General features: G+C 65.3%; 24 protein-coding genes. 9 read left to right on the top strand and 15 right to left on the bottom strand.

Going from position 1 to position 25,391, the window contains the following annotated elements; genetic code table 11:
* Nucleotides 1–72 precede the first annotated feature (72 nt).
* The 4 genes from ACEN9Q_RS00865 to ACEN9Q_RS00850 all read right to left on the bottom strand — a co-directional run bounded on the left by ACEN9Q_RS00865 (nucleotide 73) and on the right by ACEN9Q_RS00850 (nucleotide 4,810).
* Nucleotides 73–2,169: a M13 family metallopeptidase gene (locus tag ACEN9Q_RS00865; RefSeq protein WP_495627046.1), complete on the bottom strand. Its 2,097-nt coding sequence runs from the start codon at nucleotides 2,167–2,169 to the stop codon at nucleotides 73–75.
* Nucleotides 2,170–2,361: 192 nt separating this feature from the next.
* Nucleotides 2,362–2,856 (bottom strand): outer membrane beta-barrel protein, encoded by a 495-nt coding sequence (locus ACEN9Q_RS00860; RefSeq protein ID WP_495627045.1) that lies wholly within the window; start codon nucleotides 2,854–2,856, stop codon nucleotides 2,362–2,364.
* 145 nt (nucleotides 2,857–3,001) lie between these two features.
* Complete coding sequence (locus tag ACEN9Q_RS00855; RefSeq protein ID WP_495627044.1) at nucleotides 3,002–4,108, bottom strand: S-(hydroxymethyl)glutathione dehydrogenase/class III alcohol dehydrogenase; 1,107 nt, start codon at nucleotides 4,106–4,108, stop codon at nucleotides 3,002–3,004.
* A gap of 63 nt (nucleotides 4,109–4,171) precedes the next feature.
* Nucleotides 4,172–4,810 carry an ANTAR domain-containing response regulator gene (locus ACEN9Q_RS00850; protein ID WP_495627043.1) on the bottom strand — a complete coding sequence of 213 codons (639 nt, stop codon included), beginning with the start codon at nucleotides 4,808–4,810 and terminating at the stop codon, nucleotides 4,172–4,174.
* Between the two features lie 364 nt (nucleotides 4,811–5,174).
* Here ACEN9Q_RS00850 and ACEN9Q_RS00845 point away from each other — a divergent pair, with 364 nt between their 5' ends.
* The 3 genes from ACEN9Q_RS00845 (at nucleotide 5,175) to ACEN9Q_RS00835 (ending at nucleotide 10,375) form a co-directional block, all read left to right on the top strand.
* The gene (locus ACEN9Q_RS00845; RefSeq protein ID WP_495627042.1) at nucleotides 5,175–6,722 is read left to right on the top strand and encodes a S8 family serine peptidase; all 1,548 of its coding nucleotides are present in this window, start codon (nucleotides 5,175–5,177) and stop codon (nucleotides 6,720–6,722) included.
* Nucleotides 6,723–6,953: 231 nt separating this feature from the next.
* Complete coding sequence (locus tag ACEN9Q_RS00840) at nucleotides 6,954–9,752, top strand: valine--tRNA ligase (protein WP_495627041.1); 2,799 nt, start codon at nucleotides 6,954–6,956, stop codon at nucleotides 9,750–9,752.
* Nucleotides 9,753–9,838: 86 nt separating this feature from the next.
* Nucleotides 9,839–10,375, top strand: coding sequence for a DinB family protein (locus tag ACEN9Q_RS00835; protein WP_056447933.1), 537 nt, complete (start codon nucleotides 9,839–9,841; stop codon nucleotides 10,373–10,375).
* Here the strand turns inward: ACEN9Q_RS00835 and ACEN9Q_RS00830 are convergent.
* Nucleotides 10,285–10,920, bottom strand: coding sequence for a PEP-CTERM sorting domain-containing protein (locus ACEN9Q_RS00830; protein WP_157202093.1), 636 nt, complete (start codon nucleotides 10,918–10,920; stop codon nucleotides 10,285–10,287). The genes ACEN9Q_RS00835 and ACEN9Q_RS00830 overlap by 91 nt on opposite strands.
* A 234-nt stretch (nucleotides 10,921–11,154) precedes the next feature.
* Here ACEN9Q_RS00830 and ACEN9Q_RS00825 point away from each other — a divergent pair, with 234 nt between their 5' ends.
* Both ACEN9Q_RS00825 and ACEN9Q_RS00820 read left to right on the top strand, forming a co-directional pair.
* Nucleotides 11,155–11,610, top strand: coding sequence for a DUF2147 domain-containing protein (locus ACEN9Q_RS00825; RefSeq protein ID WP_495627040.1), 456 nt, complete (start codon nucleotides 11,155–11,157; stop codon nucleotides 11,608–11,610).
* A 141-nt stretch (nucleotides 11,611–11,751) separates the two neighbouring features.
* A complete protein-coding gene (locus ACEN9Q_RS00820; RefSeq protein ID WP_056447943.1) occupies nucleotides 11,752–12,159 on the top strand; it encodes a hypothetical protein in 408 nt (135 codons plus the stop codon).
* Between the two features lie 27 nt (nucleotides 12,160–12,186).
* On the opposite strand, the gene ruvB is transcribed toward ACEN9Q_RS00820, so the two are convergent.
* From ruvB to tyrS, 10 genes are all read right to left on the bottom strand, one after another.
* A complete protein-coding gene (gene ruvB, locus ACEN9Q_RS00815) occupies nucleotides 12,187–13,254 on the bottom strand; it encodes a Holliday junction branch migration DNA helicase RuvB (RefSeq protein WP_495627039.1) in 1,068 nt (355 codons plus the stop codon).
* 137 nt (nucleotides 13,255–13,391) lie between these two features.
* The gene (gene ruvA / locus ACEN9Q_RS00810) at nucleotides 13,392–13,970 is read right to left on the bottom strand and encodes a Holliday junction branch migration protein RuvA (protein ID WP_056447949.1); all 579 of its coding nucleotides are present in this window, start codon (nucleotides 13,968–13,970) and stop codon (nucleotides 13,392–13,394) included.
* A gap of 16 nt (nucleotides 13,971–13,986) precedes the next feature.
* Nucleotides 13,987–14,532, bottom strand: a complete 546-nt coding sequence (gene ruvC, locus ACEN9Q_RS00805; protein WP_056447952.1) for a crossover junction endodeoxyribonuclease RuvC — start codon at nucleotides 14,530–14,532, stop codon at nucleotides 13,987–13,989.
* Between the two features lie 226 nt (nucleotides 14,533–14,758).
* Complete coding sequence (purH, locus tag ACEN9Q_RS00800) at nucleotides 14,759–16,345, bottom strand: bifunctional phosphoribosylaminoimidazolecarboxamide formyltransferase/IMP cyclohydrolase (RefSeq protein ID WP_056447954.1); 1,587 nt, start codon at nucleotides 16,343–16,345, stop codon at nucleotides 14,759–14,761.
* A gap of 95 nt (nucleotides 16,346–16,440) precedes the next feature.
* Complete coding sequence (locus tag ACEN9Q_RS00795; protein ID WP_056447956.1) at nucleotides 16,441–16,674, bottom strand: helix-turn-helix domain-containing protein; 234 nt, start codon at nucleotides 16,672–16,674, stop codon at nucleotides 16,441–16,443.
* Nucleotides 16,675–16,749: 75 nt separating this feature from the next.
* The gene (dusB, locus tag ACEN9Q_RS00790; RefSeq protein ID WP_082548281.1) at nucleotides 16,750–17,772 is read right to left on the bottom strand and encodes a tRNA dihydrouridine synthase DusB; all 1,023 of its coding nucleotides are present in this window, start codon (nucleotides 17,770–17,772) and stop codon (nucleotides 16,750–16,752) included.
* Between the two features lie 130 nt (nucleotides 17,773–17,902).
* The gene (locus ACEN9Q_RS00785; protein ID WP_495627038.1) at nucleotides 17,903–18,577 is read right to left on the bottom strand and encodes a histidine phosphatase family protein; all 675 of its coding nucleotides are present in this window, start codon (nucleotides 18,575–18,577) and stop codon (nucleotides 17,903–17,905) included.
* 81 nt (nucleotides 18,578–18,658) lie between these two features.
* Entirely contained in the window at nucleotides 18,659–19,333 is a 675-nt protein-coding gene (locus ACEN9Q_RS00780) for a YbhB/YbcL family Raf kinase inhibitor-like protein (protein ID WP_495627037.1), read from the bottom strand.
* Between the two features lie 61 nt (nucleotides 19,334–19,394).
* A complete protein-coding gene (gene dtd / locus ACEN9Q_RS00775; RefSeq protein WP_495627036.1) occupies nucleotides 19,395–19,853 on the bottom strand; it encodes a D-aminoacyl-tRNA deacylase in 459 nt (152 codons plus the stop codon).
* Entirely contained in the window at nucleotides 19,850–21,124 is a 1,275-nt protein-coding gene (tyrS, locus tag ACEN9Q_RS00770; protein ID WP_495627035.1) for a tyrosine--tRNA ligase, read from the bottom strand. Before tyrS ends, dtd begins: the two co-directional genes overlap by 4 nt.
* A 160-nt stretch (nucleotides 21,125–21,284) precedes the next feature.
* On the opposite strand from tyrS, the gene ACEN9Q_RS00765 reads away from it, so the two are divergent.
* The 4 genes from ACEN9Q_RS00765 to ACEN9Q_RS00750 all read left to right on the top strand — a co-directional run bounded on the left by ACEN9Q_RS00765 (nucleotide 21,285) and on the right by ACEN9Q_RS00750 (nucleotide 25,384).
* Nucleotides 21,285–22,643 carry a peptidoglycan DD-metalloendopeptidase family protein gene (locus ACEN9Q_RS00765; protein ID WP_056447966.1) on the top strand — a complete coding sequence of 453 codons (1,359 nt, stop codon included), beginning with the start codon at nucleotides 21,285–21,287 and terminating at the stop codon, nucleotides 22,641–22,643.
* Between the two features lie 70 nt (nucleotides 22,644–22,713).
* Nucleotides 22,714–23,805, top strand: coding sequence for an anhydro-N-acetylmuramic acid kinase (locus ACEN9Q_RS00760; protein WP_495627034.1), 1,092 nt, complete (start codon nucleotides 22,714–22,716; stop codon nucleotides 23,803–23,805).
* Between the two features lie 203 nt (nucleotides 23,806–24,008).
* Nucleotides 24,009–24,476, top strand: a complete 468-nt coding sequence (locus ACEN9Q_RS00755; RefSeq protein ID WP_495627033.1) for a hypothetical protein — start codon at nucleotides 24,009–24,011, stop codon at nucleotides 24,474–24,476.
* Complete coding sequence (locus tag ACEN9Q_RS00750) at nucleotides 24,476–25,384, top strand: DUF2145 domain-containing protein (RefSeq protein WP_495627032.1); 909 nt, start codon at nucleotides 24,476–24,478, stop codon at nucleotides 25,382–25,384. Before ACEN9Q_RS00755 ends, ACEN9Q_RS00750 begins: the two co-directional genes overlap by 1 nt.
* The last annotated feature ends 7 nt before the right edge of the window (nucleotides 25,385–25,391 follow it).

The raw sequence follows: 25,391 nt of genomic DNA, 5'->3' as shown, positions 1-25,391 counted from the left end.
AGGGCCCGGTTCGTGTGCAGGCCGCTCAGCACTTGGATCCCCGCCTGCGCGGGGACGTGCTCGAGCCAACGCTCACCACACCCTGCACCGCTTCTCGTTCACCATCGGCTGCCCCGCCTTGCACTGGAACGCCTGCTGGAACTGCGGCATGTTCACCATCAGCCCGTTGACGCGGTAGCGACCCGGCGAGTGCGGGTCCGTCATCGCGCTCACGCGCAGGTTTTCCGGGCGATCGTTTTCGCAAGCCCATTGCGCGTAGCCGACAAAGAAGCGCTGCTCCGGCGTCAATCCGTCACGCAGCGGCTGCGGCTGGGCTTTCTGCGGCATGCTCGCCATCTCCGTCTGCCACGCCATCCAGCCGAGGATCAGGCCGCCCAGGTCGGCGACGTCCTCGCCCAGGGTGAGCTTGCTGTTGATCTTGATGTCGTCCACCACCGTGTACTTGGCGTACTGGTCGACGACGCACTGGGCCCGTTCCTCGAAGGCCTTGGCATCCTTCTTCGTCCACCAGTCCTTGAGGTTGCCGTTGGCGTCGAACTGGCGCCCCTCGTCGTCGAAGGCGTGGGTCAGCTCGTGGCCGATGGTGCCGCCCGTGTTGCCGTAGTTGGGCGCGTCGTCCATCTTCGGGTCGAACAGCGGCGGCTGCAGCACGCCGGCCGGGAAGTTGATGTCGTTCATCTGCGGATCGAAGTACGCGTTCACCGTCGGCGGCGTCATGCCCCATTCCGTGCGGTCGAGCGGCTTGCCGATCTTGGCCAGCTGGCGGCGCGCCTCGAACTCGTTGCCGCGTTCGACGTTGCCGGCGAAGTCGCCCGGCTTGACGACGTAGGCGCCATAGTCGCGCCACTTGTCCGGGTAGCCGATCTTGTTGACGATCGCGGCCAGTTTCTTTTGCGCCTGCTGCTTCGTCTCCGCGCTCATCCAGTCGAGTTCGTCGATGTCCCGCTTCATCGCGTCTTCGATCTGGCGCGTCATGTGCAGCGCCTTTTCCTTGAGCTCCGGGGAAAACGCGCGGCTGACGAATTCCTGGCCCAGCGCCTCGCCCAGCTGATGGTCGACGAGGGCCACGCAGCGCTTCCAGCGCGGTTGCTGCTGCTGCACGCCGCGCAGGGTCTTGCTGAAGAAATCGAAGTGTTCGTTGTCGAAATTCGACGCCAGCAGCGGCGACATATTGCGCGCCACGTGCCAGCGCAGGTAGGTGCGCGTGGCATCGACGTCGCTCGTCTTCCACATCTTGCCGAGCGCCTTGAAGAACGCGGGTTCCGTGACGTTGAACGTCGCCAGGTTCCCCTCCCCCAGTTCGTCCAGGTAGGCGTGCCAGTCGAAGGCCGGCGTCAACGCCTGCAGGCCTTTGACATCGACCTTGTGGAACAGTTTATACGGATCGCGTTTGTCCACGGACGACAGCGACGCCTGCGCGAGCGCCGTCTCCATCTGCATCACGCGCGCGGCGTTGCGCTGCGCCTGGGCGGGCGCATCGCCCAGCAGCTTGAACGTGTTGGCGATGTGGGTCACGTACTTGGCGCGGATCTCTTTCGACTTGGCGTCCGTCTTGAGATAGGAATCGCGGTCCGGCAGGCCGAGGCCGCCGGCGAATGCGAACGCGATCACGCGCGAGGAATCCGCGAAATCCTGGCTCGACGAGAAGCCGAAGAACAGGCCCGGATCGGCCAGCGCCAGTTGCAGGCGCGCCAGCACGCGCGGCAGGTCGCGGTTCGAATGCAGCTGCGCGATCGCGTCGAAATACGGCTTCAGCGGCGCGGCGCCGCGCGCATCGATGGCCTTCTCGTCCATGCAGGCGCCGAAGTAATCGCCGATCTTTTGCTGGTTCGCGTTGCGGCCGTCCTGGCGCTTCGACAGGTCTTCGAGGATGCCCCACAGGTAGCGGCGGTTGTCCAGCGCCAGCTTGCCGTACACCGACCAGCGCGCCTGGTCGGCCGGGATCGGGTTGTTCTTGATCCAGCCGCCGCAGGCATATTGGTAAAAGTCGACGCAGGGGTCGGCCTTGCGGTCCATCGCGTTCACGTCCAGGCCCGGCGTGTACGGGAATGCGGTGGCGGGACGCTCGGCAGCCGGCGCAGCCGCGGGTGGGTGGTCCTGGGCGGCGGCGGCGGCGGCGAAGGTCGTGCCGGCCAGGGCCAGGAGAAGTGCGAGGCGGACTGGGCGCATGCGGTATCCGAATTAATAAAACGTTAAAACGGCATCGTGCCACACCGGAATCGGCACAGCAATATATGCATGTCGATGTATCGTCCGCGGCCGAATACGGTTCGGAAACCCATCAATAAAAACGGCATATATTCCGTTTCCGAAATACATGCCGCTCGTAATCACCGCCGGACAATCCGCCCGGCGCGTCGATCAGAATTTGAAAACGATGCCGACGCCGTAATTGGTCGAATCGCTGGACGGTTTCTGCGCTTCCACACGGCCGGAAATGGTCGGGGTGAAGTTGTAATTCAGGCCGACGCCATACAGGGCGCCGTTGGTGTCGTCACCGTACCTGGCGCCGCCGTACGACGCTTCGGCGCGCAGCGAGTTGTAGCCGAGGCGGCCGTAGATGTCGAATTGCGGGGTCAGCGGGTAGGAACCGACGACGGAGACATGGGTCTGCTTGGCGGTCACCTCGACGGGGCCGAAGTCCCAGCTGCCCAGTTGGCGATAGCCCAGCTCGACGGCGACGAAGCGGTTGAAGCCGTAGCCCAGGAAGCCGCCGACGCCGGTTTTGCTGTCGTCGAGGTTGTCGATCCTGGTCGAGCCGACGTCCAGGCCGGCGTAATAGCCGGTCGGTGCCGCGGCGAACGACGACGATGCCGCCAGCGCCAGCGTGGCGCCGATTGCGAATTTCTTGAACATATTATTTCCGATCTCTTTATCTTGATTTATTTCCGCAATGGCCAAAGCGCGATCGCGGGCCGGAAATTATACAAGAAACAATATATTCGCACGCCGATATGACACATATGCCCGCAGCGCTTGCGGCGCCGCGGGCATGGCAGGATCAGTAGACGACGACGGAGCGGATCGACTCGCCCTTCTTCATCAGGTCGAAGCCCTCGTTGATCCGGTCGAGCGGCAGGTGGTGGGTAATCAGATCGTCGATGTTGATCTTGTTTTCCATGTACCAGTCGACGATCTTCGGCACGTCCGTGCGGCCGCGCGCGCCGCCGAACGCGGAACCTTTCCACACGCGGCCCGTGACCAGCTGGAACGGACGGGTCGCGATCTCCTTGCCCGCTTCCGCCACGCCGATGATGATCGATTGGCCCCAGCCCTTGTGGCAGCACTCCAGCGCCTGGCGCATGGTCTGGACGTTGCCGATGCATTCGAAACTGTAGTCGGCGCCGCCATCCGTCAGCTGGACGATCGTGTCGACGACGTTCTCGACGTTCTTCGGATTGACGAAATGGGTCATGCCGAACTTGCGCGCCATGTCTTCGCGGCCGGGGTTGAGGTCCACGCCGATGATCTTGTCGGCGCCGACCATCTTCGCCGCCTGGATCACGTTCAGGCCGATGCCGCCCAGGCCGAACACGACGACGTTCGCGCCCGCCTCGACCTTCGCCGTGAAGATGACGGCGCCGATGCCCGTCGTCACGCCGCAGCCGATATAGCAGATCTTGTCGAACGGCGCATCGGAGCGGACTTTCGCCAGCGCGATTTCCGGCACCACGATGTAGTTCGAGAAGGTCGACGTCCCCATGTAGTGATAGATCGGCTTGCCGTCCAGCGAGAAGCGCGAGGTCGCATCCGGCATCAGGCCGCGGCCCTGCGTGCTGCGGATCGCCTGGCACAGATTGGTCTTTTGCGACAGGCAGAATTTGCACTGGCGGCATTCCGGCGTGTACAGCGGGATGACGTGGTCGTCCTTGCGCAGGCTCGTGACGCCCGGCCCGACGTCGACGACGACGCCGGCGCCTTCATGGCCCATGATGGCGGGAAAGATCCCTTCCGGGTCCGCGCCGGACAACGTGTAGTAATCGGTATGGCAGATGCCTGTCGCCTTGACTTCGACCAGCACCTCGCCCGCTTTCGGGCCCTCGAGCTCGACTTCCTCGATCGTCAGCGGTTTCCCTGCCTGCCATGCGATCGCTGCCTTGGTTTTCATGTTTTCTATCCCCGGAAAATGATGCAAGAAAGTTTGCCATGATACCAAGCCAGGGGCGGAACGTTATTTACCTTTCAGCCGCCCCGCGAACGCCCCATGCAGGCTGTTGAGCAATTCCTCGGCAGCGACGAGCTGTTCCGCGACTTCGTTGACCTTGCGCCGGGTCGAACGGGCGTGGTCGCGCAGCACTTCGAATGCCGTGTTGCGGTCGGTCTGGAAGCGCGTCATCAGGAGGCCCACGGCCAGGCTCGTCTCGCGGCCCGCCGCCAGCGCGGCGTTCAGGTTCGCTTCGGTGCGGCGCAGCTGGCGGATCTCGTCGGCGCGCGCGAGCGCGGATTCGAAGGACGGCAACAGGCGCGCGGCGTCGACCGGCTTGACGACAAAGCCGACGGCGCCGTGGCTGGCGGCCTGGCGGGCCGTCTCGGCATCGTCCACCGACGACAGGAACATGAAGGCGACCGACGTGTGTTCCTTGAGACGCAGCGCCAGCTCGAGGCCGGACATGCCGGGCATGCTGATGTCCAGCAGCGCCAGCGCGATGTCGGCTTCGCGTTCGGCGACGCGCTGCAGCGCCTCCGCGGCCGAAGCGGCTTTCACGGTGTCGTAGCCGGCATGGTCCAGCACGGTCGCCAGGTAGTCGAGCAGGATGGGATCGTCGTCGACGACCAGGATCAGGCGGCGGGGAGGAAGGTGCGCGCTCATTGTGATGGTTCTCGCAGCGATGTGGGTGAACGCGCCCGCTGCGGCGCAAACGGTCGCACGGCGCCAAGGCGCGGCAAAAATATAGCACGTTGACAAGCCGGCTCGTCAATCGAATTCAATCGTTCTGCGCCAGCGCAACATGCGTGCGACACGAGCGCAACAGCGGGCGCGCACGATTGAAAACTAATTGCATATGTATAAGTTCTCAAAATAAACTGATTCGCGCTGCCCGATACGGGTAGCGCGATGTATCGGCTGTTAGAGGAGTACTACCACAAGCTCGCGGCCCACAAGGCTAGCGGCGATAACGATACCCTAATCAACGGAGAAAACACCGATGAATCAGAAGCAAACTCGCGCATCAATGATGGTTCCCGCCCTCGGGCTGTGCGTGGCGGCCCTTGCCGTCGCGTTCGCAGGCAGTGCATCGGCCGCGCCCGACACCACCCGCGTGATCGTCGCCTTCAAGCCGGGCTCGGCTGCCAACGTCAAATCCGCCGTCGCGGCCGCAAGGGGAGCGGTCAAGCAGGAAATCTTCAACATGAACGCGATGGCCATCGAAGTGCCGACGGCCGCGCTGCAGGGCCTGCAGCACAACCCGAACGTCGAGTACGTCGAGGAAGACGTGATCCGCAAGCCGTTCTCGCTGACGACGCCCTCCACCGGCGTGCCGTACACGAGCGGCCAGCTGGTCCCGTACGGCATCAAGCTCGTGCAGGCCGACCAGCTCGCGGACGCGAACACGAGCAACCGCAAGATCTGCATCATCGACTCCGGCGTCGACTTCAACCATGAAGACCTGAAGGACAACGGCGCCAACGTCACCGGCGAATACGATTCCGGCACCGGCTGGTGGTACACCGACGAGACCCATCACGGCACCCACGTGTTCGGCACCATCGCGGGCGTCAACAACGGCCTGGGCGTGGTCGGCGTGAATCCGAACAAGCAGCTCAAGCTGCACATCGTGAAGGTCTTCGGCGCGGACGGCGCGTGGACGTACTCGTCGACCCTGGCCAACGCGGCCAACAAGTGCGGCGCGGCGGGCGCGAACGTCATCACGATGTCGCTGGGCGGCGGCGCGCGCAGCATCACCGAGCAGCGCGCGTTCGACAACCTGCAGACCAAGGGCGTGCTCTCCATCGCGGCGGCCGGCAACGACGGCAACTCGACGACGTCGTACCCGGCCGGCTATGCCAGCGTGATGTCGGTGGCGGCCGTGGACGAGAACAAGGTCGTCGCCTCCTTCTCGCAGTACAACAAGGACGTCGAGATCGCCGGTCCGGGCGTCTCCGTGCTGTCCACCGTCCCGATGGGCACCGGCGTCGACACGGCGCTGACGGTCGGCTCGACCAACTACGCGTCGTCGGCGATGGAAGGCTCGCCCGTCAAGACCGCCACCGCGCCGCTGGCCGACTTCGGCATCGGCGACACGGTCAACACGGCCGTCTCCGGCAAGATCTGCCTGATCCAGCGCGGCACGAACGACTTCGCGACCAAGGTCACCAACTGCCAGAACAGCGGCGGCGTGGGCGCCATCGTCTACAACAACGTGGCCGGCAGCTTCGGCGGCACGCTGGGCACGACCGTGACGACGATCCCCTCGCTGACCGCGTCGGACACGGACGGCGCCGCGATGAAGGCCCAGCTGGGGCAGACCGCGACGGTGGCCCTGAAGGCGTCGAACTACGCCTACTTCGACGGCACGTCGATGGCCACGCCGCACGTATCGGCCGTCGCCGCGCTGGTGTGGAGCTACTTCCCGACCTGCACCGGTTCCCAGATCCGCACGTCGCTGGACAACAGCGCGCTCGACCTGGGCACGGCCGGCCGCGACACCAAGTACGGCTACGGCCTGGTGCAGGCGAAGGCCGCGTACGATCGCATCAAGTCGCTGGGTTGCGGTAAATAACCGCGACGTTTGTCGTAGGGTGGGCACCCCGTGCCCACGCGTGACGCCGGCACAACGCGTACGTCACGCGTGACGCCGGCACAACGCGAACGTCACGCGTGGGCGGAGGGCCGCCCACCCTACGCATCTCATCTGCCCGTCCGTCCAAAAATCCCGCCGCCTTGTCGGCGCAGGCTTTACGCCGTCATCTATAATGGTCGTTTTCGCAAATACATCCACCTCAGCCACATCATGGAATTAGCCAAGTCTTTCGAGCCAGCCGACATCGAACAATTCTGGCGCACGGAATGGGAACAGCGCGGTTATTTCGCCGCCTCCATGGACGACGCCAAGCCGTCGTTCAGCATCCAGCTGCCGCCGCCGAACGTGACGGGCACCCTGCACATGGGGCACGCCTTCAACCAGACCGTCATGGATGGCCTGACGCGCTACTACCGCATGCGTGGCTTTAACACGGCGTGGATCCCGGGCACCGACCACGCCGGCATCGCCACGCAGATCGTCGTGGAGCGCCAGCTCGACGCGCAGAAAGTCTCGCGCCACGACCTCGGCCGCGAAGCCTTCGTCGAGAAGGTGTGGGAGTGGAAGGAAAAATCGGGCAGCACCATCACCGGCCAGATGCGCCGCCTGGGCGCGTCCGCCGACTGGGCCCGCGAATACTTCACGATGGACGAGCCGCGCAGCAAGACCGTCACCGAAGTCTTCGTGCGCCTGTTCGAGCAGGGCCTGATCTACCGCGGCAAGCGCCTCGTCAACTGGGACCCGGTGCTGGGCACGGCCGTCTCCGACCTGGAAGTGGTGTCGGAAGAAGAAGACGGCTCGATGTGGTACATCCAGTATCCGCTGGCGGACGGCAGCGGCCACCTGACGGTCGCGACGACGCGTCCGGAAACGATGCTGGGCGACGTCGCCGTCGCCGTCGATCCGACCGACGAACGCTACACGCACCTGCACGGCAAGATGCTGAAACTGCCGCTCGTCGGTCGCGAGATCCCGGTCATCGCCGACACCTACGTCGACAAGGCGTTCGGCACGGGCTGCGTGAAGATCACGCCCGCGCACGACTTCAACGACTACGCCGTCGGCCAGCGCCACAACCTGGCGCTGCTGTCGATCATGACGCTCGACGCCAGGATCACCGACGACGCACCGGAAGCCTACCGCGGCCTCGACCGCTTCGACGCGCGCAAGAAGATCGTCGCCGACCTCGAAGCGCAAGGCCTGCTGGAACAGGTCAAACCGCACAAGCTGCAGGTGCCGCGCGGCGACCGCACGGGCGTCATCATCGAGCCGATGCTGACCGACCAGTGGTTCGTCGCGATGAGCAAGCCGGCACCGGAAGGCACGCACAATCCGGGCAAGTCGATCACCGAAGTGGCGCTGGACAAGGTCGCGAGCGGCGAAATCAAGTTCGTCCCGGAGAACTGGACGACCACGTACAACCAGTGGCTGAACAACATCCAGGACTGGTGCATCTCGCGCCAGCTGTGGTGGGGCCACCGCATCCCCGCCTGGTACGGTCCGAACGGCGAAGTCGTCGTCGCCCGCGACGAAGAAGAGGCACGGCAGAAGGCGGCCGCTAGCGGCGTCCAGGGTGAACTGAAACGCGACGACGACGTGCTCGACACGTGGTTCTCGTCCGCGCTCGTCCCGTTCTCGACGGTCGGCTGGCCGGAACAGACGAAGGACATGGACCTGTTCCTGCCCTCCTCCGTGCTGGTCACCGGCTTCGACATCATCTTCTTCTGGGTCGCGCGCATGGTCATGATGACGGCGCACTTCACCGGCAAGGTCCCGTTCAAGACCGTGTACGTGCACGGTCTCGTGCGCGATTCGTCGGGCCAGAAGATGTCGAAATCGAAGGGCAACACGCTCGACCCGATCGACCTGATCGACGGCATCGACGTCGAGTCGCTCGTCACCAAGCGCACGACGGGCCTGATGAATCCGAAGGCCGCCGAGAAGATCGCGAAGGCGACGCGCAAGGAATTCCCGGACGGGATCGCCGCGTTCGGCACCGACGCCGTGCGCTTCACGATGGCGAGCTACGCCTCCCTCGGCCGCAACATCAACTTCGACCTGGGCCGCTGCGAAGGCTACCGCAACTTCTGCAACAAGCTGTGGAACGCGACGCGCTTCGTGCTGATGAACACGGAAGGCAAGGACTGCGGCAAGCCGGACGCCGCCGACTATTCCCCGGCCGACCGCTGGATCGTCTCGCGCCTGAATCGCGTCGAGCTGGACGTGGCGAAGGGCTTCGAGGACTACCGCTTCGACAACATCGCGAACAGCATCTACAGCTTCGTGTGGGACGAGTACTGCGACTGGTACCTGGAGCTCGCCAAGGTGCAGGTCCAGCAAGGCACCGAGGCGCAACAGCGCGCCACCCGCCACACGCTGCTGCGCGTGCTGGAAGTCGTGCTGCGTCTCGCGCACCCGATCATCCCGTTCGTCACCGAGGCCTTGTGGCAGGCCGTGGCGCCGCTGGCAGGCAAAACCGGCGACACCATCATGCTGCAACCGTACCCGATCGCCAACGAAGCGCTGATCGATGCGGATGCGGAAGCCTGGATGGAGCAGTTCAAGAAGGTCACCGACGCCACCCGCAACCTGCGCGGCGAAATGAAGCTGTCGCCGTCCGTACGCGTGCCGCTGATCGTCGAGCCGGCGAACGATGCCGACCGCGCGGCTGCCCAGGGCTTCGCGCCGTACGTCGCCCTGCTGGCCAAGCTGTCCGAGGTGCAGATCGTCGACGCGCTGCCGGATTCGCCGGCCGCCGTCGCCATCGTCGGCACGACGAAGCTGATGCTGAAGGTCGAGATCGACGTCGGCGCCGAGCGCGAGCGCCTGAAAAAGGAAATCGCGCGCATCGAAGGCGAGATCGGCAAGGCCAACGGCAAGCTGTCCAGCGAAAGCTTCGTCGCGCGCGCGCCCGCGGCCGTCGTCGCCCAGGAGCGCGAGCGCCTGGAAAACTTCAGCGCCACGCTGTCCAAGCTGAACGAGCAGTTCGCCAAGCTGCCGCCGGCCTGATGCCGCAAGGCCCACGCTGACGCAGTCCGCGAAACAATGCGCCGGTTCACGCCGGCGCATTTTTTTCACCCGCATTCGATCAAGCCATGAACAACACGTCGCACTTTCCCCAACTGGCCACCTACAACCAGTGGATGAACCGGAAGCTGTACGACGCGGCGGCCGCCCTGCCGGCGGACCGGCTGCACGAAGACCGGGGCGCGTTCTTCGGTTCGGTGTTCGGCACGCTCAACCACCTCGTGATCGCGGACCTCATCTGGTTCAAGCGCATCGCCGCCAACCTGCCCGGCTTCGCATCGCTGCGATGCCTGGACGATTTGCCGCGGCCGGCGTCCCTCGACCAGCGCCTGTGCGCCACCCTGCCCGAGCTGGACGGCCTGCGGACCAGGCTGGACGCGGCCATCATCGCGTTCTGCGACGAAGTCCGGCCGTCCCAGCTGGAAGGGCCGTTCGAATACACGTCCACGAAAGGCGTCACGAGCAGGAAGCGGCTGGGCGACGTCCTCCTGCACGTGTTCAATCACCAGACGCATCACCGGGGCCAGGCGACGACGCTGTTCTCGCAGATGGGCGTCGACGTCGGCGTGACCGACCTCCTGCTGCTGGTGCCGAACGTGGATTGACGCGCACGGCGCGCGCGCAGCAGCAGCCCGGCCAGTCCCAGGCCCAGCATCGCGGCCTGCGCCGGTTCGGGCGCCGGCGAAATATTCGTCACGATATTGTCGATTTGCCCCCACTGCTCGTCCGGCGTGCTCAAGTCGCCCGGATTGTTCATATACCAGTTGACGTAACCGACGTGCTGGAACGCCGGCGACAAGGTAAACGTCGCCAGCGGCTGGTCGCCCAGGATCGTGAATGTGGCGCCCGCATCGCTGACGAAGACGGAATCGCCGCCGTCATAGTCGAAGCCGAGGAAGTCGAAGGTGCCGCCGTCCACCCGCCGGATCTGGTAAGGCGACGAGCCCTCGCGGCTGTGCAGCCACAGCGAGCTCCCACCGTTATGCAGGTGGCCGCCGGGATACAGCGACGTGATGACGAAGCCCGATTCCGTGTACGAATCCGGGTAAGGTCCGTCGTCCCCGAACTGGTCGAAGGTGAGCGTCACCGTCTCGGCCGCAGCACCGGCGATGCCGCAGGCACAGCAGGCCGCGGCGATACAGTGTTTCATCCAGCCATGTTGCGTCATGCTCATGGTATCCCCCGGGACTCGTTGGCAGCGGACGACGGCCGTCCTCGCAACCAGTGTAAGGATGGGCTACGCCGACCAATTGATGCATATCGCATAAGCTGGATCGCGCCGGCGCATTTTTTGTCGTGACAGAGGCGCTCCACGGTTTACCGCACGACCGTGCAGTTTGCTACACTGGCAGAGCAAATACCGACAATCCAATAAGGAGACACCATGCGCCCCCTGATCCACGCCGCCGCCCTCGCGGCCTTTGCCACCGTCTTCGCCGCGCCCTTGGCCTGGGCCCAGGATGCCTCGCCGGTCGGGCTGTGGAAGACCATCGACGACGCCTCCGGCAAGCCGACCGCGCTGATCCGCATCACGGAGAGCCAGGGCGAATTACGGGGCAGGATCGAAAAACTGTTCCGCACCCCGGAGGAAGAGCAGAATCCGAAATGCTCGCTGTGCCAGGGCGCGCGCAAGGACCAGCCGATCGTCGGCATGACGATCGTTTCCGGCCTCAGGAAGGACGGCGACGACTATACCGGCGGCGAGATCCTCGATCCCAAGGACGGCAAGGTGTACAAGAGCAAGCTGAGCGTGCACGAAGGCGGCAGGAAGCTCGAAGTGCGGGGCTATGTCGGCGTGCCGATGTTCGGGCGCTCGCAGGTCTGGCTGCGCCAGGAATAACGACGATTGTAAATACGAAGTTTGCGCATCGTGCGCGCCATAACCGGAGGCGTTATGCTAATCTGGTCGATGTTTCATTCATCACACATGGCGCTGCATGACTTATCGATTTGCAATTTCGGACCGCGCGGAGACAGTACGATGATCTTCCTGCGGCTTCTGTCTTTTTTGATTGCCATCGTCATCCCGGTGGTGCCGGCGCTGGTGCTGTCCGACGACAGCACCCGCGGCATGCCCGGCTGGCCCGTGCTTGGCGGACTGTTCGGCCTGAGCCTGATTTCCGGGAGCTTCCTGTACATCGCCCTGCTGGCGCCCCGCATGCGGCGCTCCATCGCCCTGCGCGCGCTGGGCGGTCTCCTGCTGATGCTGCCGGCAGCGGTCGGCGGCGGCGTGCTGTGGCAGCGCAGCGAAGCGGAAATGCTGTGGTGCGGCGGCCTGCTGCTCGCGGCCTCCGTGCTGATGTTCATCAGTTTCGTCTTCCCCGCCACCCCGGACCGCCGCCAGCGCCCGATGCGCAAGCGCGACCGCCAGGAGCCGGCGCTGCCCTGACCCGCGCCGTCATTTATTTCGCTACAACTAGACCGGGGGCAGGTTGTCCCATAGATCGCCCGTCGGGCTGATGCGCGGCGCGGCGATGCCGAAATGGCGGTAGGCCAGCGGCGTCGCGATGCGGCCGCGCGGCGTGCGCTGCAGATAACCCTGCTGGATCAGATAGGGTTCCAGCACGTCCTCGATGGTGTCCGCCGCTTCGCCGATGGCGGCGGCCAGGTTGCCGATGCCGACCGGCCCGCCGGAGAACTTGAACAGCACCGCCTCCAGCAACTTCCTGTCCATCACGTCGAACCCGACCGTGTCCACGTCCAGCATGCGCAGCGCGCGGTCGGCCATGTCCTTGGTGATCTCGCCATTGCCCTTCACTTCCGCATAATCGCGCACGCGGCGCAGCAGGCGGTTGGCGATACGCGGGGTGCCCCGTGCGCGCTGGGCCACTTCGCGCGCGCCGTCCTCGTCGATCGGCGCTTCCAGCAGCGCGGCGCTGCGCGTGACGATCTTGGTCAATTCATCGACGTTGTAGAACTCCAGCCGGGCGACGATGCCGAAGCGGTCGCGCAGCGGATTCGTCAGCATGCCGGCACGCGTCGTCGCGCCGACGAGCGTGAACGGCTGCAGGTCGAGCTTCACGGACCGCGCGGCCGGGCCTTCGCCGATCATGATGTCGATCTGATAATCTTCCAGCGCCGGATACAGGATTTCCTCGACAACCGGAGACAGACGGTGGATCTCGTCGATGAACAGGACGTCGTTCGCTTCCAGGTTCGTCAGCAGCGCGGCCAGGTCGCCGGGGCGCTCCAGCACCGGGCCGGACGTCTGGCGCAGGTTGACGCCCATCTCGCGCGCGATGATGTGGGCGAGCGTCGTCTTGCCGAGGCCCGGCGGACCGAACAGCAGCGTGTGGTCGAGCGCCTCACGGCGCTTTCTTGCCGCGTGGATGAAGATCTCGAGCTGGTCGCGGATCTTTTCCTGGCCGACGTATTCGTCCAGATGCTTGGGGCGCAACGCGCGCTCGATCGCCTCCTCGTTGGGCGAGGCCGGCGCCGCGTCGATGATGCGCTGCTCGGTGAAATTGTCGGTCTGGATGCTCATTACGTTATCTTAAATGGTGCCGGCGTTACGTAGGGTGGGCGGCCTCCGCCCACGCATTCGACCGGTGGGCACGGGGTGCCCACCCTACGCAATACGGGAACGCCCGTTGGGTGGACACCGGTGCCCACCATGCCCGTTCATGCCTTCGAGAGCGCCTTCAACGCCAGCTTGATGCCGTCGGACACACCGGTCCCGGCCGGCATGTTCTTGATCGCGATCAGGGCTTCCTTGTCAGAATACCCCAAAGCCAGCAGCGCATTGAGCACGTCTGCCTGGGCGTCGTCGTGCGGCGTGCGGGCCACAGCGCCGATGTCGGCCCCCAGTTTGCCCTTCAGTTCCAGCAACAGGCGCTCGGCCGTCTTCTTGCCGATGCCCGGCACCTTGATCAGGCGGCCCGCTTCCTGCAAGGTCACGGCCTGGGCGAGGTCGGCCACCGTCATCCCGGACAGGATGGACAATGCCGTGCGCGCGCCGACGCCGGTGATCTTGATCAGCTGGCGGAACACGGCGCGCTCGTTCGACGACCCGAAGCCGAACAGCAGGTGCGCATCCTCGCGCACGACGTAGTGCGTGAAGAGCGTCACCTTCTCGCCCGTGTGCGGCAGGTTGTAGAACGTGCTCATCGGCACATCGACTTCATAGCCGACACCCTGGCAATCGACGAGCACTTGCGGCGGGTTCTTTTCCAGCAGGACTCCGGAGAGACGACCGATCATGGTGACCTTTCAATAGTTAGACGAGGCGGCCGCGCTTCATGTGCAGCGTCGGCTTTTTCGGATTGGCCGGCGCGAGCGCGCCCATCAATGCCAGCGCATCGTGACTGTTGGCATGGCAGATGGCAATGCCGAGCGCATCGGCGGCGTCCGAGCCCGGCAGGCCCGGCAGCTTGAGCAGGCGCGCGACCATCTCCTGCACCTGGGCCTTGACGGCCTTGCCGGTGCCGACGACGGCCTGCTTGACCTGCGTGGGCGTGTATTCCGCCACCTCGAGGTCGGCGCCGACAAGGGCCGTGATCGCGGCGCCGCGCGCCTGGCCGAGCAGCAGGGTCGACTGCGGATTGACGTTGACGAAGACTTTTTCGATGGCCGCGCAGGCCGGCTGGTAGGTGGCGACGATTTCGCTGACGCCGGTCAGGATGACTTTCAGACGCGGCGGCAACGCGCCTTCGCTGCCGGTCTTGATGGTGCCGGACGCGATGTAGCGCAGCCGGTTGCCTTGCTTTTCAATGACCCCGAACCCTGTCGTGCGCAGGCCGGGGTCGATGCCGAGAATAATCATTATCGAATGTTATACCGGCGAGGGTGTTTCGTGGGAAAAATACTGTGCAAAAACACAGGTCAACGGCAAAAACACATCGTGGGCTCGGGGAGCCCACCCTACCGATACTGTCGACATTGACGGGATACCGTAGGGTGGGCGGCCTCCGCCCACGCGGGACGTTCGCGTTGTGCCGGCGTCACGCGTGGGCACGGGGCGCCCACCCTACGTTCGCGCATCGTTTACATCAATGACGGAAGTGACGCGTCCCAGTATAGAGCATGACCACGCCACGTTCATCCGCCGCGTCGATCACTTCCTGGTCGCGCATCGAGCCGCCCGGGTGGATCACGCAGGTCGCGCCCGCATCGACGACGACGTCGAGACCGTCGCGGAACGGGAAGAACGCGTCCGATGCCACGGCCGAGCCCGCCAGCGACAGGCCGGCGTTCTGGGCCTTGATCGACGCGATGCGCGCCGAATCGATGCGGCTCATCTGTCCCGCGCCCACGCCCAGCGTCATGCCGCCGGCGCAGAACACGATCGCGTTCGATTTCACGAACTTGGCGACGCGCCACGCGAACATCAGGTCCTGCAGCTGCTGCGGGGTCGGCTGCTTCTTCGTCACGACGCGCAAGTCATCGATGCCGACGTTCTTGGCGTCCGGCGATTGCACGAGCAGGCCGCCGCCCACGCGCTTGACGTCGTAGACGTTCAGGCCGTCACCGAGGGCGATTTCCAGCAGGCGCACGTTCTGCTTGGCGGACATGATCTGCAGCGCTTCGGCCGTGAAGGCCGGGGCGATCAGGACTTCCACGAACAGCTTGGCGACCGCTTCCGCCGCCGGGCCGTCGACCGGGACGTTGAAGGCGATGATGCCGCCGAAGGCCGACGTCGGGTCGGTCTTGAGGGCGCGCTGGTAGGCGTCCAGGGCGTCGGCGCCGATGGCCACGCCGCACGGGTTGGCGTGCTTGATGATCACGCAGCCGGCCGGCAGGTTGAAGCCACCCAGCGACTTGACGCATTCCCACGCGGCATCCGCGTCGGCGATGTTGTTGTACGACAGCTCTTTACCCTGCAGCTGGCGGTAGTTGGCCAGGCTGCCGGCGGCCGGCACGAGGTCGCGGTAGAACGCGGCCGTCTGGTGCGGGTTTTCGCCGTAGCGCATGTCCTGGACTTTTTCGAAGTGCAGGTTCAGCGTCTGCGGGTAGGCGGCGCGGTTCGTGTGATCCTTGTCCGGGCCGAGGCTGGTCAGGTAGTTCGTGATGGCGGCGTCGTACTGTGCCGTGTGCGCGAAGACTTTCTTGGCCAGGCGGAATTTCGTCTCGTAGCCCACACTGCCGGCCGCCTCGCCGGTGCCTTTCATCTCCGCCAGCACCGGACCGTAGTCGGCCGGATCGACGATGACGACGACGTCGCGGTGGTTCTTGGCCGCCGAGCGCAGCATGGTCGGGCCGCCGATATCGATGTTCTCGATCGCGTCTTCCAGCGAGCACTGTTCCTTGGCGACGGTCGCCTGGAACGGATACAGGTTGACCACCACCATGTCGATCTCCGGAATGCCGTGCTCTTCCAGCTTGGCAACGTGTTCCGGGAAGTCGCGGCGCGCCAGGATGCCGCCGTGGACCTTCGGATGCAGCGTCTTCACGCGGCCATCGAGCATTTCCGGGAAGCCCGTGTAGTCGGCGACTTCGGTCACCGGCACACCATTGTCCTGCAGCAGTTTGGCGGTGCCGCCGGTGGACAGGATGTTCACGCCGAGGGCGGACAGCGCGCGCGCGAAATCGAGGACGCCGGTTTTGTCGGAAACGGAGATGAGTGCTTGTTTGATCATGGGAGTGGCCTGTTGAAAAAAATCTGGACGGGCTCGCGCACGCCGGACAAAGGGCCCGACGCACGCCTGCACGCCCCGGCCCCTCCGCCGGCGGCTTACAGCAGCCCGTGCTCCTGCAATTTCTTGCGCAACGTATTGCGATTAATGCCCAGCATCTGGGCAGCATGCGACTGATTGCCTTCCGCCCGCGTCATGACGACTTGCAGGATCGGCTTTTCGACGGTCAGAAGCATCATGTCGTAGATGTTCGACGGTTTTTGCTCGCCCAGGTCGTTGAAATAGTCTTCGAGGCTTTTTTGAACGACTTCCTGGATACTTTCTTTACTCATGTTGCTGCTTCATCCTGGTTGAATGCTGCTTGTGGCAGCGTTTGTCTCCGAAGTTCTTATTATTTTGACTATCTTTTAGGCGGCAATCGCAGCATCTGCATGCGCGGGCCGGTATTGTAACCGCTCGCCATACCGGTGTTGCGATTTAAAAAATTCATCGACGGCGGCCAATTGTTCGGCCGTCGATTCCATCCGGTTCATGCGCTGGCGGAATTCTTCGCCGCCGGGCAAGTCCTCGACATACCAGCCGATATGCTTGCGCGCCGTGCGTACGCCCAGGTATTCGCCATAGAAGGCGTAGTGGGCCGGCAAGTGTTCGTTCATCAGTTCGCGCACCTCGTCCACCAGCGGCGCCGGCAGGTAGTCGCCCGTGCGCAGGAAGTAATCGATTTCGCGGCAGATCCAGGGACGCCCCTGGGCGGCGCGGCCGATCATGACGGCATCGGCCCCCGTATAGTCGAGCACGAACTTCGCCTTGTCCGGCGTCGTGATGTCGCCGTTGGCCACGACGGGAATCCCGACGGCGGCCTTGACGGCGGCGATGGTGTCGTATTCCGCGTCGCCCTTGTAGCCGTCGGCGCGGGTGCGACCGTGCAGGGTCAGCATGGCGATGCCGGCTTGCTCGGCCATTCGGGCAATGGTCAGCGCGTTCTTGTTTTCGCGGTCCCAGCCGGTGCGGAATTTCAGGGTGACGGGCACGTCGACGGCGTTCACGACGGCGTCAAGGATGCGCTGCACGAGGTCTTCATGCTGCAGCAGCGCCGAGCCGCACCAGTTGTTGCACACCTTCTTGACGGGGCACCCCATGTTGATGTCGATGATCTGGGCGCCGCGCTCGACGTTGAACCTGGCGCATTCGGCCAGGTCGTGCGGGTCGGCGCCGGCGATCTGCACGGCTTTCGGCTCCATCTCGCCCGCGTGGTCGGTACGGCGCGAACTCTTCTCGCTGGCCCACAGGCGCGGATTCGACGCCGCCATCTCGGACACCGCATAGCCCGCGCCCAGCTTCTTGCACAGTTGGCGGAACGGACGGTCGGTCACCCCGGCCATCGGGGCGACGAAGACATTATTGCGCAGCGTATAGGGACCTATTTGCACGGCAGAAAATCACGGGAAGCAACGGGAACTCGCTATTTTACCCGAAGTGCTGCTTAATTTATCAGCACATTTTTTTGCTGAATTGTTGCGCACGTACCAGAAAACACTTGCCAATTCCGCCAGCATGCCGTCAAGGCAGTTCATCCAGCACCGCGGGACGCAGATGGTCGACCTCGCCCCAGCTGTGCAATACGAGGCTGCCCGTGGCCGGCTCGAAGCGGAAACGGTTGATGCTGGCGTTATAGACCTTGAAGTCGCGCGGGGTTTCCAGCGACAGTCCGCGCGCGAGCCGGTAGGCGCATTCCAGCACGCCGCCGTGGGCGACGAGCGCGATGGTCTTGCCCGGGCAGGCCGCCGCCAGCGCCAGGATGGCGCCGGTGGCGCGATCGAAGAAGGCGCGAAAGCTCTCTCCGACATTGCGGCCCGGCGGCAGGCGGGCATCGACGTCGCGCGCCTGCCAGGCGGCGAATTCGAGCGGGAAACGCTGCTCGATCTCGCTGTACAGCAAGCCTTCGAAGCCGCCGTAGCCGCGTTCGCGCAGCGCCGGTTCGATCTCCAGCGCCAGGCCGCGGGCATCGGCCACGGCCTGGGCCGTCTGGCGGGCCCGCCGCAAATCGCTCGCGACGAGGACGTCGATGGATTCCGGCGCCAGCGCGCCCGCCAGCAGCGCGGCCTGGCGCTCGCCCTCGTCGTTCAGCGGAATGTCCAGATGGCCCTGCAGGCGGCGTTCAGCGTTCCAGGCCGTTTCGCCGTGGCGGATCAGGAGGATGTCGGTGGGTGCTGCGGATGCGTTCGTTGTCGTCATGCGGATGCGCCGCCCCGCACCGCGGAGCGATCGTTCATGGCGACCCGGCGGACCGGGCGGCCGTAGGTAGAGTGAAACCGGTCAGGAAGGCTGGCCGGTCAGATTGCCCGCCACGTCGGGATTGAGCGAATACACGCCGAAGATCTTCGCCTCGTCCAGGATGTGCCCCGTGATGGCCAGGCGCGCTTCCTTGCCGGTGAAAGGCCCATCCAGCGGCAACCGCGGAATGTCGAGGGCATACAGCGTGAACACATAGGTATGGACGCGCTCGTCGTTCCACGGCGGGCACGGGCCGTCGTAGCCATAATATTCGCCGGCCATGTCGGGATCGTTCGCGAACCAACCCGTGTAATCGTTGATGCCGTGACGCAACTGGTGCTCCGTGCCGTTCTTGATCGTGAACGGCACGAGGGGCCCGCTCTTGCCACCCGGGGTGACCATGTCCGAGAACAGGCCCTCGGCGAAGGATTTCAGGCAGACGGGAATGTCGACCAGCGACCAGTGATAGAAATCCGTCCGCGGCAGCGTATCGGGGACGGTCCGGCCCTCCTGGTTCACGTTGCTGCCGTCCGTCGGCACGTCGAGGTCGTGCACGAGCAGCGCCAGCGACTGCGTACCGGCCGGTACGTCGTCCCAGGCGATATGCGGGCTGCGGTTGCTCGACAGCTTGATATGGGTGCCGGGGTTCATCTCGGCGAACGCACATCTGGGCGGAATCATGTCGCCCTCGGTAAAGGAATCGCTCCAGATCTTCATGATTAGTCTCCCTGCCATCCGCTCACCGTAAGACCGCCGCCGCGGCGCGCAGTTTCCCCTTTCAGCTCGCGACCCGGGGTGGATCAATACGCAGCCAGAACGTCACCGGCCCGTCGTTGATCAGCGCCACCTTCATGTCGGCGCCGAAACGGCCCGTTTCGACGATACCGTGACGCTCGCGCGCCCGGCGCACGACATGGTCGAACAGCCGCCGCCCGTCCTCGGGCGCGGCGGCCGGGGAAAACGACGGCCGCGTGCCCGAACGGGTGTCGGCCGCCAGCGTGAACTGCGGCACGAGCAGCAGGCCGCCCGCCACGTCCGTCACGCTGCGGTTCATCTTGCCGGCGTCGTCCGAAAACACGCGGTACGTCAGCAGTTTCGCCAGCAGCGCGTCGGCCTCGCGTTCCGTGTCGCCCTTTTCCGCGCACACGAGCACCATCAGCCCGCGGCCGATGGCACCCGTGACTTCGCCGTCGACCGTAACGCTGGCCTCGCCGACCCGCTGCAGCAGGCCGATCATGCGGAGAGCGTGACGCGGGCGAACTTGCGCTTGCCCACCTGCAGCACGAACGTGCCGGCCTGGACCTGCAACGCCTTGTCGGCCACGACCGTGCCGTCGATGCGCACGCCGCCCTGGTCGATCATGCGCATGGCTTCCGAGCTGGACGCGCACAGGCCGGCCTGGCGCAGCAGCTGGGGCAGGCCCAGCGGCGCGCCTTCGACGTCGACTTCCGGCACGTCGTCCGGGATGCCGCCCTTGGAGCGGTTGACGAAGTCGGCCAGCGCATCCTCGGCGGCCTGCTGCGAGTGGAAGCGGGCGACGATTTCCTGCGCCAGCGCGACCTTCGCATCGCGCGGGTTGCGGCCGCCTGCCACCTCCGCTTTCAACGCGGCCAGATCCTGAATGGAACGGAACGACAGCAGCTCGAAGTACTTCCACATCATGACGTCCGAGATGCTCATCAGCTTGCCGAACATCGTGTTGGCCGGTTCGGTGATGCCGATATAGTTGTTCTTGGACTTGGACATCTTCTCGACGCCGTCCAGGCCTTCCAGCAACGGCATGGTCAGGATGCACTGCGGCTCCTGGCCGTAGTCTTTTTGCAGCTCGCGGCCCACAAGCAGATTAAATTTCTGGTCCGTTCCACCCAGCTCAAGGTCCGCTTTCAAAGCGACGGAATCGTAGCCCTGCATCAAAGGATAGAGGAACTCATGCACCGAGATCGGGGTCCCACTCTTGTAGCGCTTGGTGAAGTCGTCGCGCTCCATCATGCGGGCCACGGTGTAGCGCGAGGACAATTGAATCATGCCGCGCGCACCGAGCGCGTCACACCACTCGGAGTTGTAGCGGATTTCCGTGCGCGCCGCATCGAGCACGAGCGACGCCTGCTTGAAGTAGGTCGCGGCGTTGGTTTCGATCTGTTCGCGGGTCAGCGGCGGGCGGGTGGCGTTGCGGCCCGACGGGTCGCCGATCATCGACGTGAAGTCGCCGATCAGGAAGATCACCTGGTGGCCGAGGTCCTGCAGCTGGCGCAGTTTGTTCAGCACGACGGTGTGGCCGAGGTGCAGGTCGGGCGCCGTCGGATCCAGGCCCAGCTTGATGCGCAGCGGTGTGCCGCTCTGTTCCGAACGGGCCAGTTTCTGGGCAAATTCGCTCTCGATCAGCAGCTCGTCCACCCCGTGCTTGGTGATGGCGAGGGCTTCCAGGACGGCATCGCTCAGAGGCAGGAGCGCCGGGCCGGCCGCTGGCGTTGCAATTTTTGCATTACCAGAAATTTCTGGAGAAGTCATAAAAATCTTGTAGGAAAAGGGCTAAAACGGTTGTAAGACCCGGTAGTTTGATATAATTCGCGATCCCGTCAATCTTGCCGCACGAAAAGTTTCAACGACAACACTAATAACAACGACAAATGGTCTTGGGCTGTTCAAGCGGTAAATTTTAACTGATTGCATGAACCCAATACAGAAAATCACCGGCAAGCGCTGGTTTGGCCTGGCTGAAACGAGCCGCAAAACCCGCATCGTCGCCGGGGGTGCAGCAGCCCTGGCACTGTGCGCCTTCGGCGCCACCGCCGTCGCACCGATCGCACCGGACGCATCCGACATGCCGGTCAAGTCGGTCGCGCAAGACCTGCAACTGCCGAACCTGGCAGACCAGATCGCGGCCCTCCAGCAAGACCAGCAGCAATTCATCCACGAAGAACGCATCCGTCCCGGCGACTCGCTCGGCGCCGTGTTCAACCGTCTCGGCATCGAAGACCAGCAGGCCCAGGCCTTCGTCCGCGCCGACAAGGTCGCCCGCTCCATCCTCTCGCTCAAGACCGGCAAGCGCATCCAGGCCGAGACGGACGAGAACGGCCTGCTGCTGAGCCTGCACGCGACGATCGCCGACAAAGATCAGTTCAAGACCGTCACCGTGACGCGCAAGGGCGACAAATTCGTCTCCAACACGGCCCCGGCCCAGCTCGAGCGCCGCGTCGAGATGCGTTCGCGCAACATCAACAGCTCGCTGTACGCCGCCACCGACGACGCCAGCGACGGTAGCCAGATTCCGGATTCCGTCGTCAACCAGATCATCGAGATGTTCTCGACGAGCATCGACTTCCGCTCGGACCTGAAGCGCGGCGACCATTTTAATGTCGTCTATGAAACCTACTGGCTGGACGGCGAGATGGTGCGCACGGGCCGCATCCTGGCCGGCGAATTCGTCAACCGCGGCGTCGCCTACCAGTCCGTCTGGTACGAAGACCCCATCAGCCACCAGGGCAGCTACTACAGCCTGGACGGCAAGGCGCTGAAGAAAGCGTTCCTGAAATCGCCGGTGGCGTTCAACCGCATCTCGTCGGGCTTCTCGATGCGCATGCACCCGGTGTTCGGCGTCTGGAAGAAGCACGAAGGCGTCGACTTCGCGGCGCCGATGGGCACCCCGATCAAGGCGTCGGGCGACGGCGTCGTCGACTTCGTCGGCACCCAGAACGGCTACGGCAACGTGGTCATGCTCAAGCACTGGTCGAACTACAGCACGGTCTACGGCCACATGAGCCGCTTCGCCGGCGGCCTGCACCGCGGACAGAAAGTGGCGCAGGGCGACGTGATCGGCTACGTCGGCGCGACGGGCTGGGCGACGGGCCCGCACCTGCACTACGAATTCCGCATCGGCGGCCACGCCACCGACCCGATGGCGCTGAAGAACCTGCAGCAGCAGCCTTTGACGCCGGGCGAAATGAGCCGCTTCAAGATGGCCGCCGCCGAGATGTCGCACCGCTTCTCGCTGCTCTCGCCGGCCGGCAACGCGATGGCCGCACGCTGATCCTTCAGCTTTGCGATATAGACGCCTTGCACGGCATGCCGGCAAGGCGTTTTGCTTTTAGGAATCGATAATGGCATCCACCCTCTACATCGGCCTGATGTCCGGCACGAGCCTGGACGGCGTCGACGGCGTGCTGGCCGACTTTTCCGGGCGCGGCATCCGCACGCTGGACGCCGCCTTCACGCCGTTTCCGGCCGACCTGCGCGCCGAACTGATGGCCCTGCAGGCCGCCAGCGCCAACGAACTGGAGCGCGAGGCGCTGGCCGCGAACGCGCTGGCGCGCTGCTACGCCGACTGCGTCCGGACGCTGGCCGCGGCGGCGCCCGGCCCGGTCCGCGCCGTCGCCGCGCATGGCCAGACCATCCGCCACCGCCCCGAACTGGGTTTTACGCGCCAGACCAATAATCCCGCCCTGCTGGCCGAGCTCACCGGCATCGACGTCATCGCCGACTTCCGCAGCCGCGACGTCGCCGCCGGCGGCCAGGGCGCGCCCCTCGTGCCGGCGTTCCACGAAGCCCGCTTCGGCAAGCGCGGGCAGGTGCGCGTCGTCGTCAACATCGGCGGCATCGGCAACATCAGCGTGCTGCACGGCGACGGCCGCGTGAACGGCTACGACACCGGCCCCGGCAACGTGCTAATGGATTTGTGGATCGCACGCCACCGCAGCCTCCCGTACGACCAGGACGGCGCCTGGGCGGCCACCGGCCAGGTCGACGCGCCCCTGCTCGACCTCCTGCTGGACGAACCGTACTTTCGCCAGCCGCCGCCCAAGAGCACGGGCCGCGACCTGTTCCACGCGCAATGGCTCGATGCGAAGCTGGCGCAGCAGCCGGGCGTGGCGCCGGCCGACGTGCAGGCAACGTTGACGCGGCTGACGGCCGTGACCATCGCCCGCGCCATCCGGGACGAGGCCGCCGCGCAGGCCGTCTACGTCTGCGGCGGCGGCGCCTACAACGGCGTGCTGCTGCGCGACATCGCCGCCGCGCTCGGCGGCGGGATTCCCGTCGCGTCGACCGAGACGCTGGGCGTCGCGCCGAACCGCGTGGAAGCCCTCGCCTTCGCCTGGCTGGGCTACCGTTTCCTGCGCCGCCAGCCGGGCAATCTGCCGGCCGTGACGGGGGCGGCGGGACCGCGCGTCCTCGGCGCCCTCTATCCGGCCTGACGCCCTGTTGGCGGCAAAACCACGGCCGCCTCCGTAGGGTGGCCACCCCGTGCCCACGCGCGACGTTCGCGTCGCGCATGCATCCGCGTGGGCGGAGGACCGCCCACCCTACGATATTTGGTGCGGCAAAACCACGTGCGCCTTCTCAGCGGCACGCGGCACTTGTACCATTGTGACTACCCAATACGCTTGAGAAAGACACCATGACCTTCACGAATCTCACCCGCGCGCTCGCCCTGGCCCTGGCCGCGGCCGCCTTCTCCATCCCCGCCCACGCCGACAGCGTCGCGTCGTCCGCCTCCAGCGCGGGCTCGGCCTCGTCGGGCAGCATCTCCGATTCGATCGGCGGCTCCAGCAACAGCTCGAACGGCGACAACAAGGGCGCGGAGACCGGCCCGTACCGCGTGATCGACGTCGCCCAGGCCCCGGCCAAGGCGGGCGTCACGCGCATCACGCTGCGCGCCGCCGCGGGCGATGCCGCGACCGAGTTCTGGGTCGACGTCCCCGACCGCGCGCTGGCCGACCGCCGCGTCGACAAGGGGCAAATCGTGCAGGTGAACGAGCGCGTGTACGGCTACGAATTCGCGTACGGCGACACGCACAAACCCTTCTTTCTCGCGCTGCAGGACGACTGGTATCGCGAACTCGCCTCGCGCAAAGTGACGATCTGATGCTGCCGCGGCTCGTTGCGGCCGCGCTCCTGTTCTTCCTGAGCGCGGGCGCATGGGCCGGCATCCCGACGTTCTGCGACCGCGCCGACAAGGTGACGGCCGCGGACCAGGACCGCGTGCTGCGCTTCGCCGCGGCCGTCAAGGACGAACTGGCGCGCTCGGGCAGCAACATCGCGCTCGTGGCGCGCGCGGGCCTGGACCTCTCCCGCTTCGGCCTGCTGTACTCGCACGCGGGCATCGCCCTGAAGGACAGTCCCGGCGGCCCGTGGGCCGTGCGCCAGTTGTATTACGCCTGCGACGAATCGCGCCCGCGCCTGTTCGACCAGGGCATGTCCGGCTTCGTGCTTGGTGCGGACGCCCCGACGCACGGCCACGTCGCCCTGCTGTTCCCGCCCGAAGCGGACAGCGCGCTGCTCGAACGGGCCGCGCTCGACAAACCCCTCGCGCTCGCGCTGCTGGGCGACAGCTACAGCGCGAACGCCTATGCCTTCGGCACGCGCTACCAGAACTGCAACCAGTGGGTTGCGGAGCTGCTCGCGTTCGCCTGGGGACACCTCGCCGGGACGGGCGGGTCGAGCGCCCCGCGCGTGCGCGCGCAAGCGTGGCTGCGCGCGCAAGGCTACGCGGCCACGCCCGTCAGGATTCCCTCGCACTGGACGATGTTCGCCGGCCAGTTCGTGCCGCTCGTGCACGTGGGCGACCATCCGCTCGACGACATCCATGCCCTCGCGCTGCACATCAGCGTGCCGACGACGATCGAGGACTTCGTGCACCGCGAAGCGCCGCAGACGCGCCGCGTCGAGTTGTGCCACGACGAGCGCCACATCGTCGTGCACCGCGGCTGGGAGACGCTCGGCGCGGGCTGCGAACCGCTGCCGGGCGACGACGTCATCGCCCTCGCGCCCTGACGCCCGT

The sequence above is a fragment of the Massilia sp. Masssp93 genome, from assembly GCF_059491295.1.
The sequence above is the reverse complement of the archived record's forward strand: the minus strand, read 5'-3'. Positions and strand labels throughout refer to the sequence as shown.

Coding starts and splice junctions, on each gene's coding strand:
- ACEN9Q_RS00865 (WP_495627046.1), bottom strand. CDS start 2,169: ATGCGCCCAGTCCGCCTCGCACTTCTCCTGGCCCTGGCCGGCACGACC.
- ACEN9Q_RS00860 (WP_495627045.1), bottom strand. CDS start 2,856: ATGTTCAAGAAATTCGCAATCGGCGCCACGCTGGCGCTGGCGGCATCG.
- ACEN9Q_RS00855 (WP_495627044.1), bottom strand. CDS start 4,108: ATGAAAACCAAGGCAGCGATCGCATGGCAGGCAGGGAAACCGCTGACG.
- ACEN9Q_RS00850 (WP_495627043.1), bottom strand. CDS start 4,810: ATGAGCGCGCACCTTCCTCCCCGCCGCCTGATCCTGGTCGTCGACGAC.
- ACEN9Q_RS00845 (WP_495627042.1), top strand. CDS start 5,175: ATGATGGTTCCCGCCCTCGGGCTGTGCGTGGCGGCCCTTGCCGTCGCG.
- ACEN9Q_RS00840 (WP_495627041.1), top strand. CDS start 6,954: ATGGAATTAGCCAAGTCTTTCGAGCCAGCCGACATCGAACAATTCTGG.
- ACEN9Q_RS00835 (WP_056447933.1), top strand. CDS start 9,839: ATGAACAACACGTCGCACTTTCCCCAACTGGCCACCTACAACCAGTGG.
- ACEN9Q_RS00830 (WP_157202093.1), bottom strand. CDS start 10,920: ATGAAACACTGTATCGCCGCGGCCTGCTGTGCCTGCGGCATCGCCGGT.
- ACEN9Q_RS00825 (WP_495627040.1), top strand. CDS start 11,155: ATGCGCCCCCTGATCCACGCCGCCGCCCTCGCGGCCTTTGCCACCGTC.
- ACEN9Q_RS00820 (WP_056447943.1), top strand. CDS start 11,752: ATGATCTTCCTGCGGCTTCTGTCTTTTTTGATTGCCATCGTCATCCCG.
- ruvB (WP_495627039.1), bottom strand. CDS start 13,254: ATGAGCATCCAGACCGACAATTTCACCGAGCAGCGCATCATCGACGCG.
- ruvA (WP_056447949.1), bottom strand. CDS start 13,970: ATGATCGGTCGTCTCTCCGGAGTCCTGCTGGAAAAGAACCCGCCGCAA.
- ruvC (WP_056447952.1), bottom strand. CDS start 14,532: ATGATTATTCTCGGCATCGACCCCGGCCTGCGCACGACAGGGTTCGGG.
- purH (WP_056447954.1), bottom strand. CDS start 16,345: ATGATCAAACAAGCACTCATCTCCGTTTCCGACAAAACCGGCGTCCTC.
- ACEN9Q_RS00795 (WP_056447956.1), bottom strand. CDS start 16,674: ATGAGTAAAGAAAGTATCCAGGAAGTCGTTCAAAAAAGCCTCGAAGAC.
- ACEN9Q_RS00785 (WP_495627038.1), bottom strand. CDS start 18,577: ATGACGACAACGAACGCATCCGCAGCACCCACCGACATCCTCCTGATC.
- ACEN9Q_RS00780 (WP_495627037.1), bottom strand. CDS start 19,333: ATGAAGATCTGGAGCGATTCCTTTACCGAGGGCGACATGATTCCGCCC.
- dtd (WP_495627036.1), bottom strand. CDS start 19,853: ATGATCGGCCTGCTGCAGCGGGTCGGCGAGGCCAGCGTTACGGTCGAC.
- tyrS (WP_495627035.1), bottom strand. CDS start 21,124: ATGACTTCTCCAGAAATTTCTGGTAATGCAAAAATTGCAACGCCAGCG.
- ACEN9Q_RS00765 (WP_056447966.1), top strand. CDS start 21,285: ATGAACCCAATACAGAAAATCACCGGCAAGCGCTGGTTTGGCCTGGCT.
- ACEN9Q_RS00760 (WP_495627034.1), top strand. CDS start 22,714: ATGGCATCCACCCTCTACATCGGCCTGATGTCCGGCACGAGCCTGGAC.
- ACEN9Q_RS00755 (WP_495627033.1), top strand. CDS start 24,009: ATGACCTTCACGAATCTCACCCGCGCGCTCGCCCTGGCCCTGGCCGCG.
- ACEN9Q_RS00750 (WP_495627032.1), top strand. CDS start 24,476: ATGCTGCCGCGGCTCGTTGCGGCCGCGCTCCTGTTCTTCCTGAGCGCG.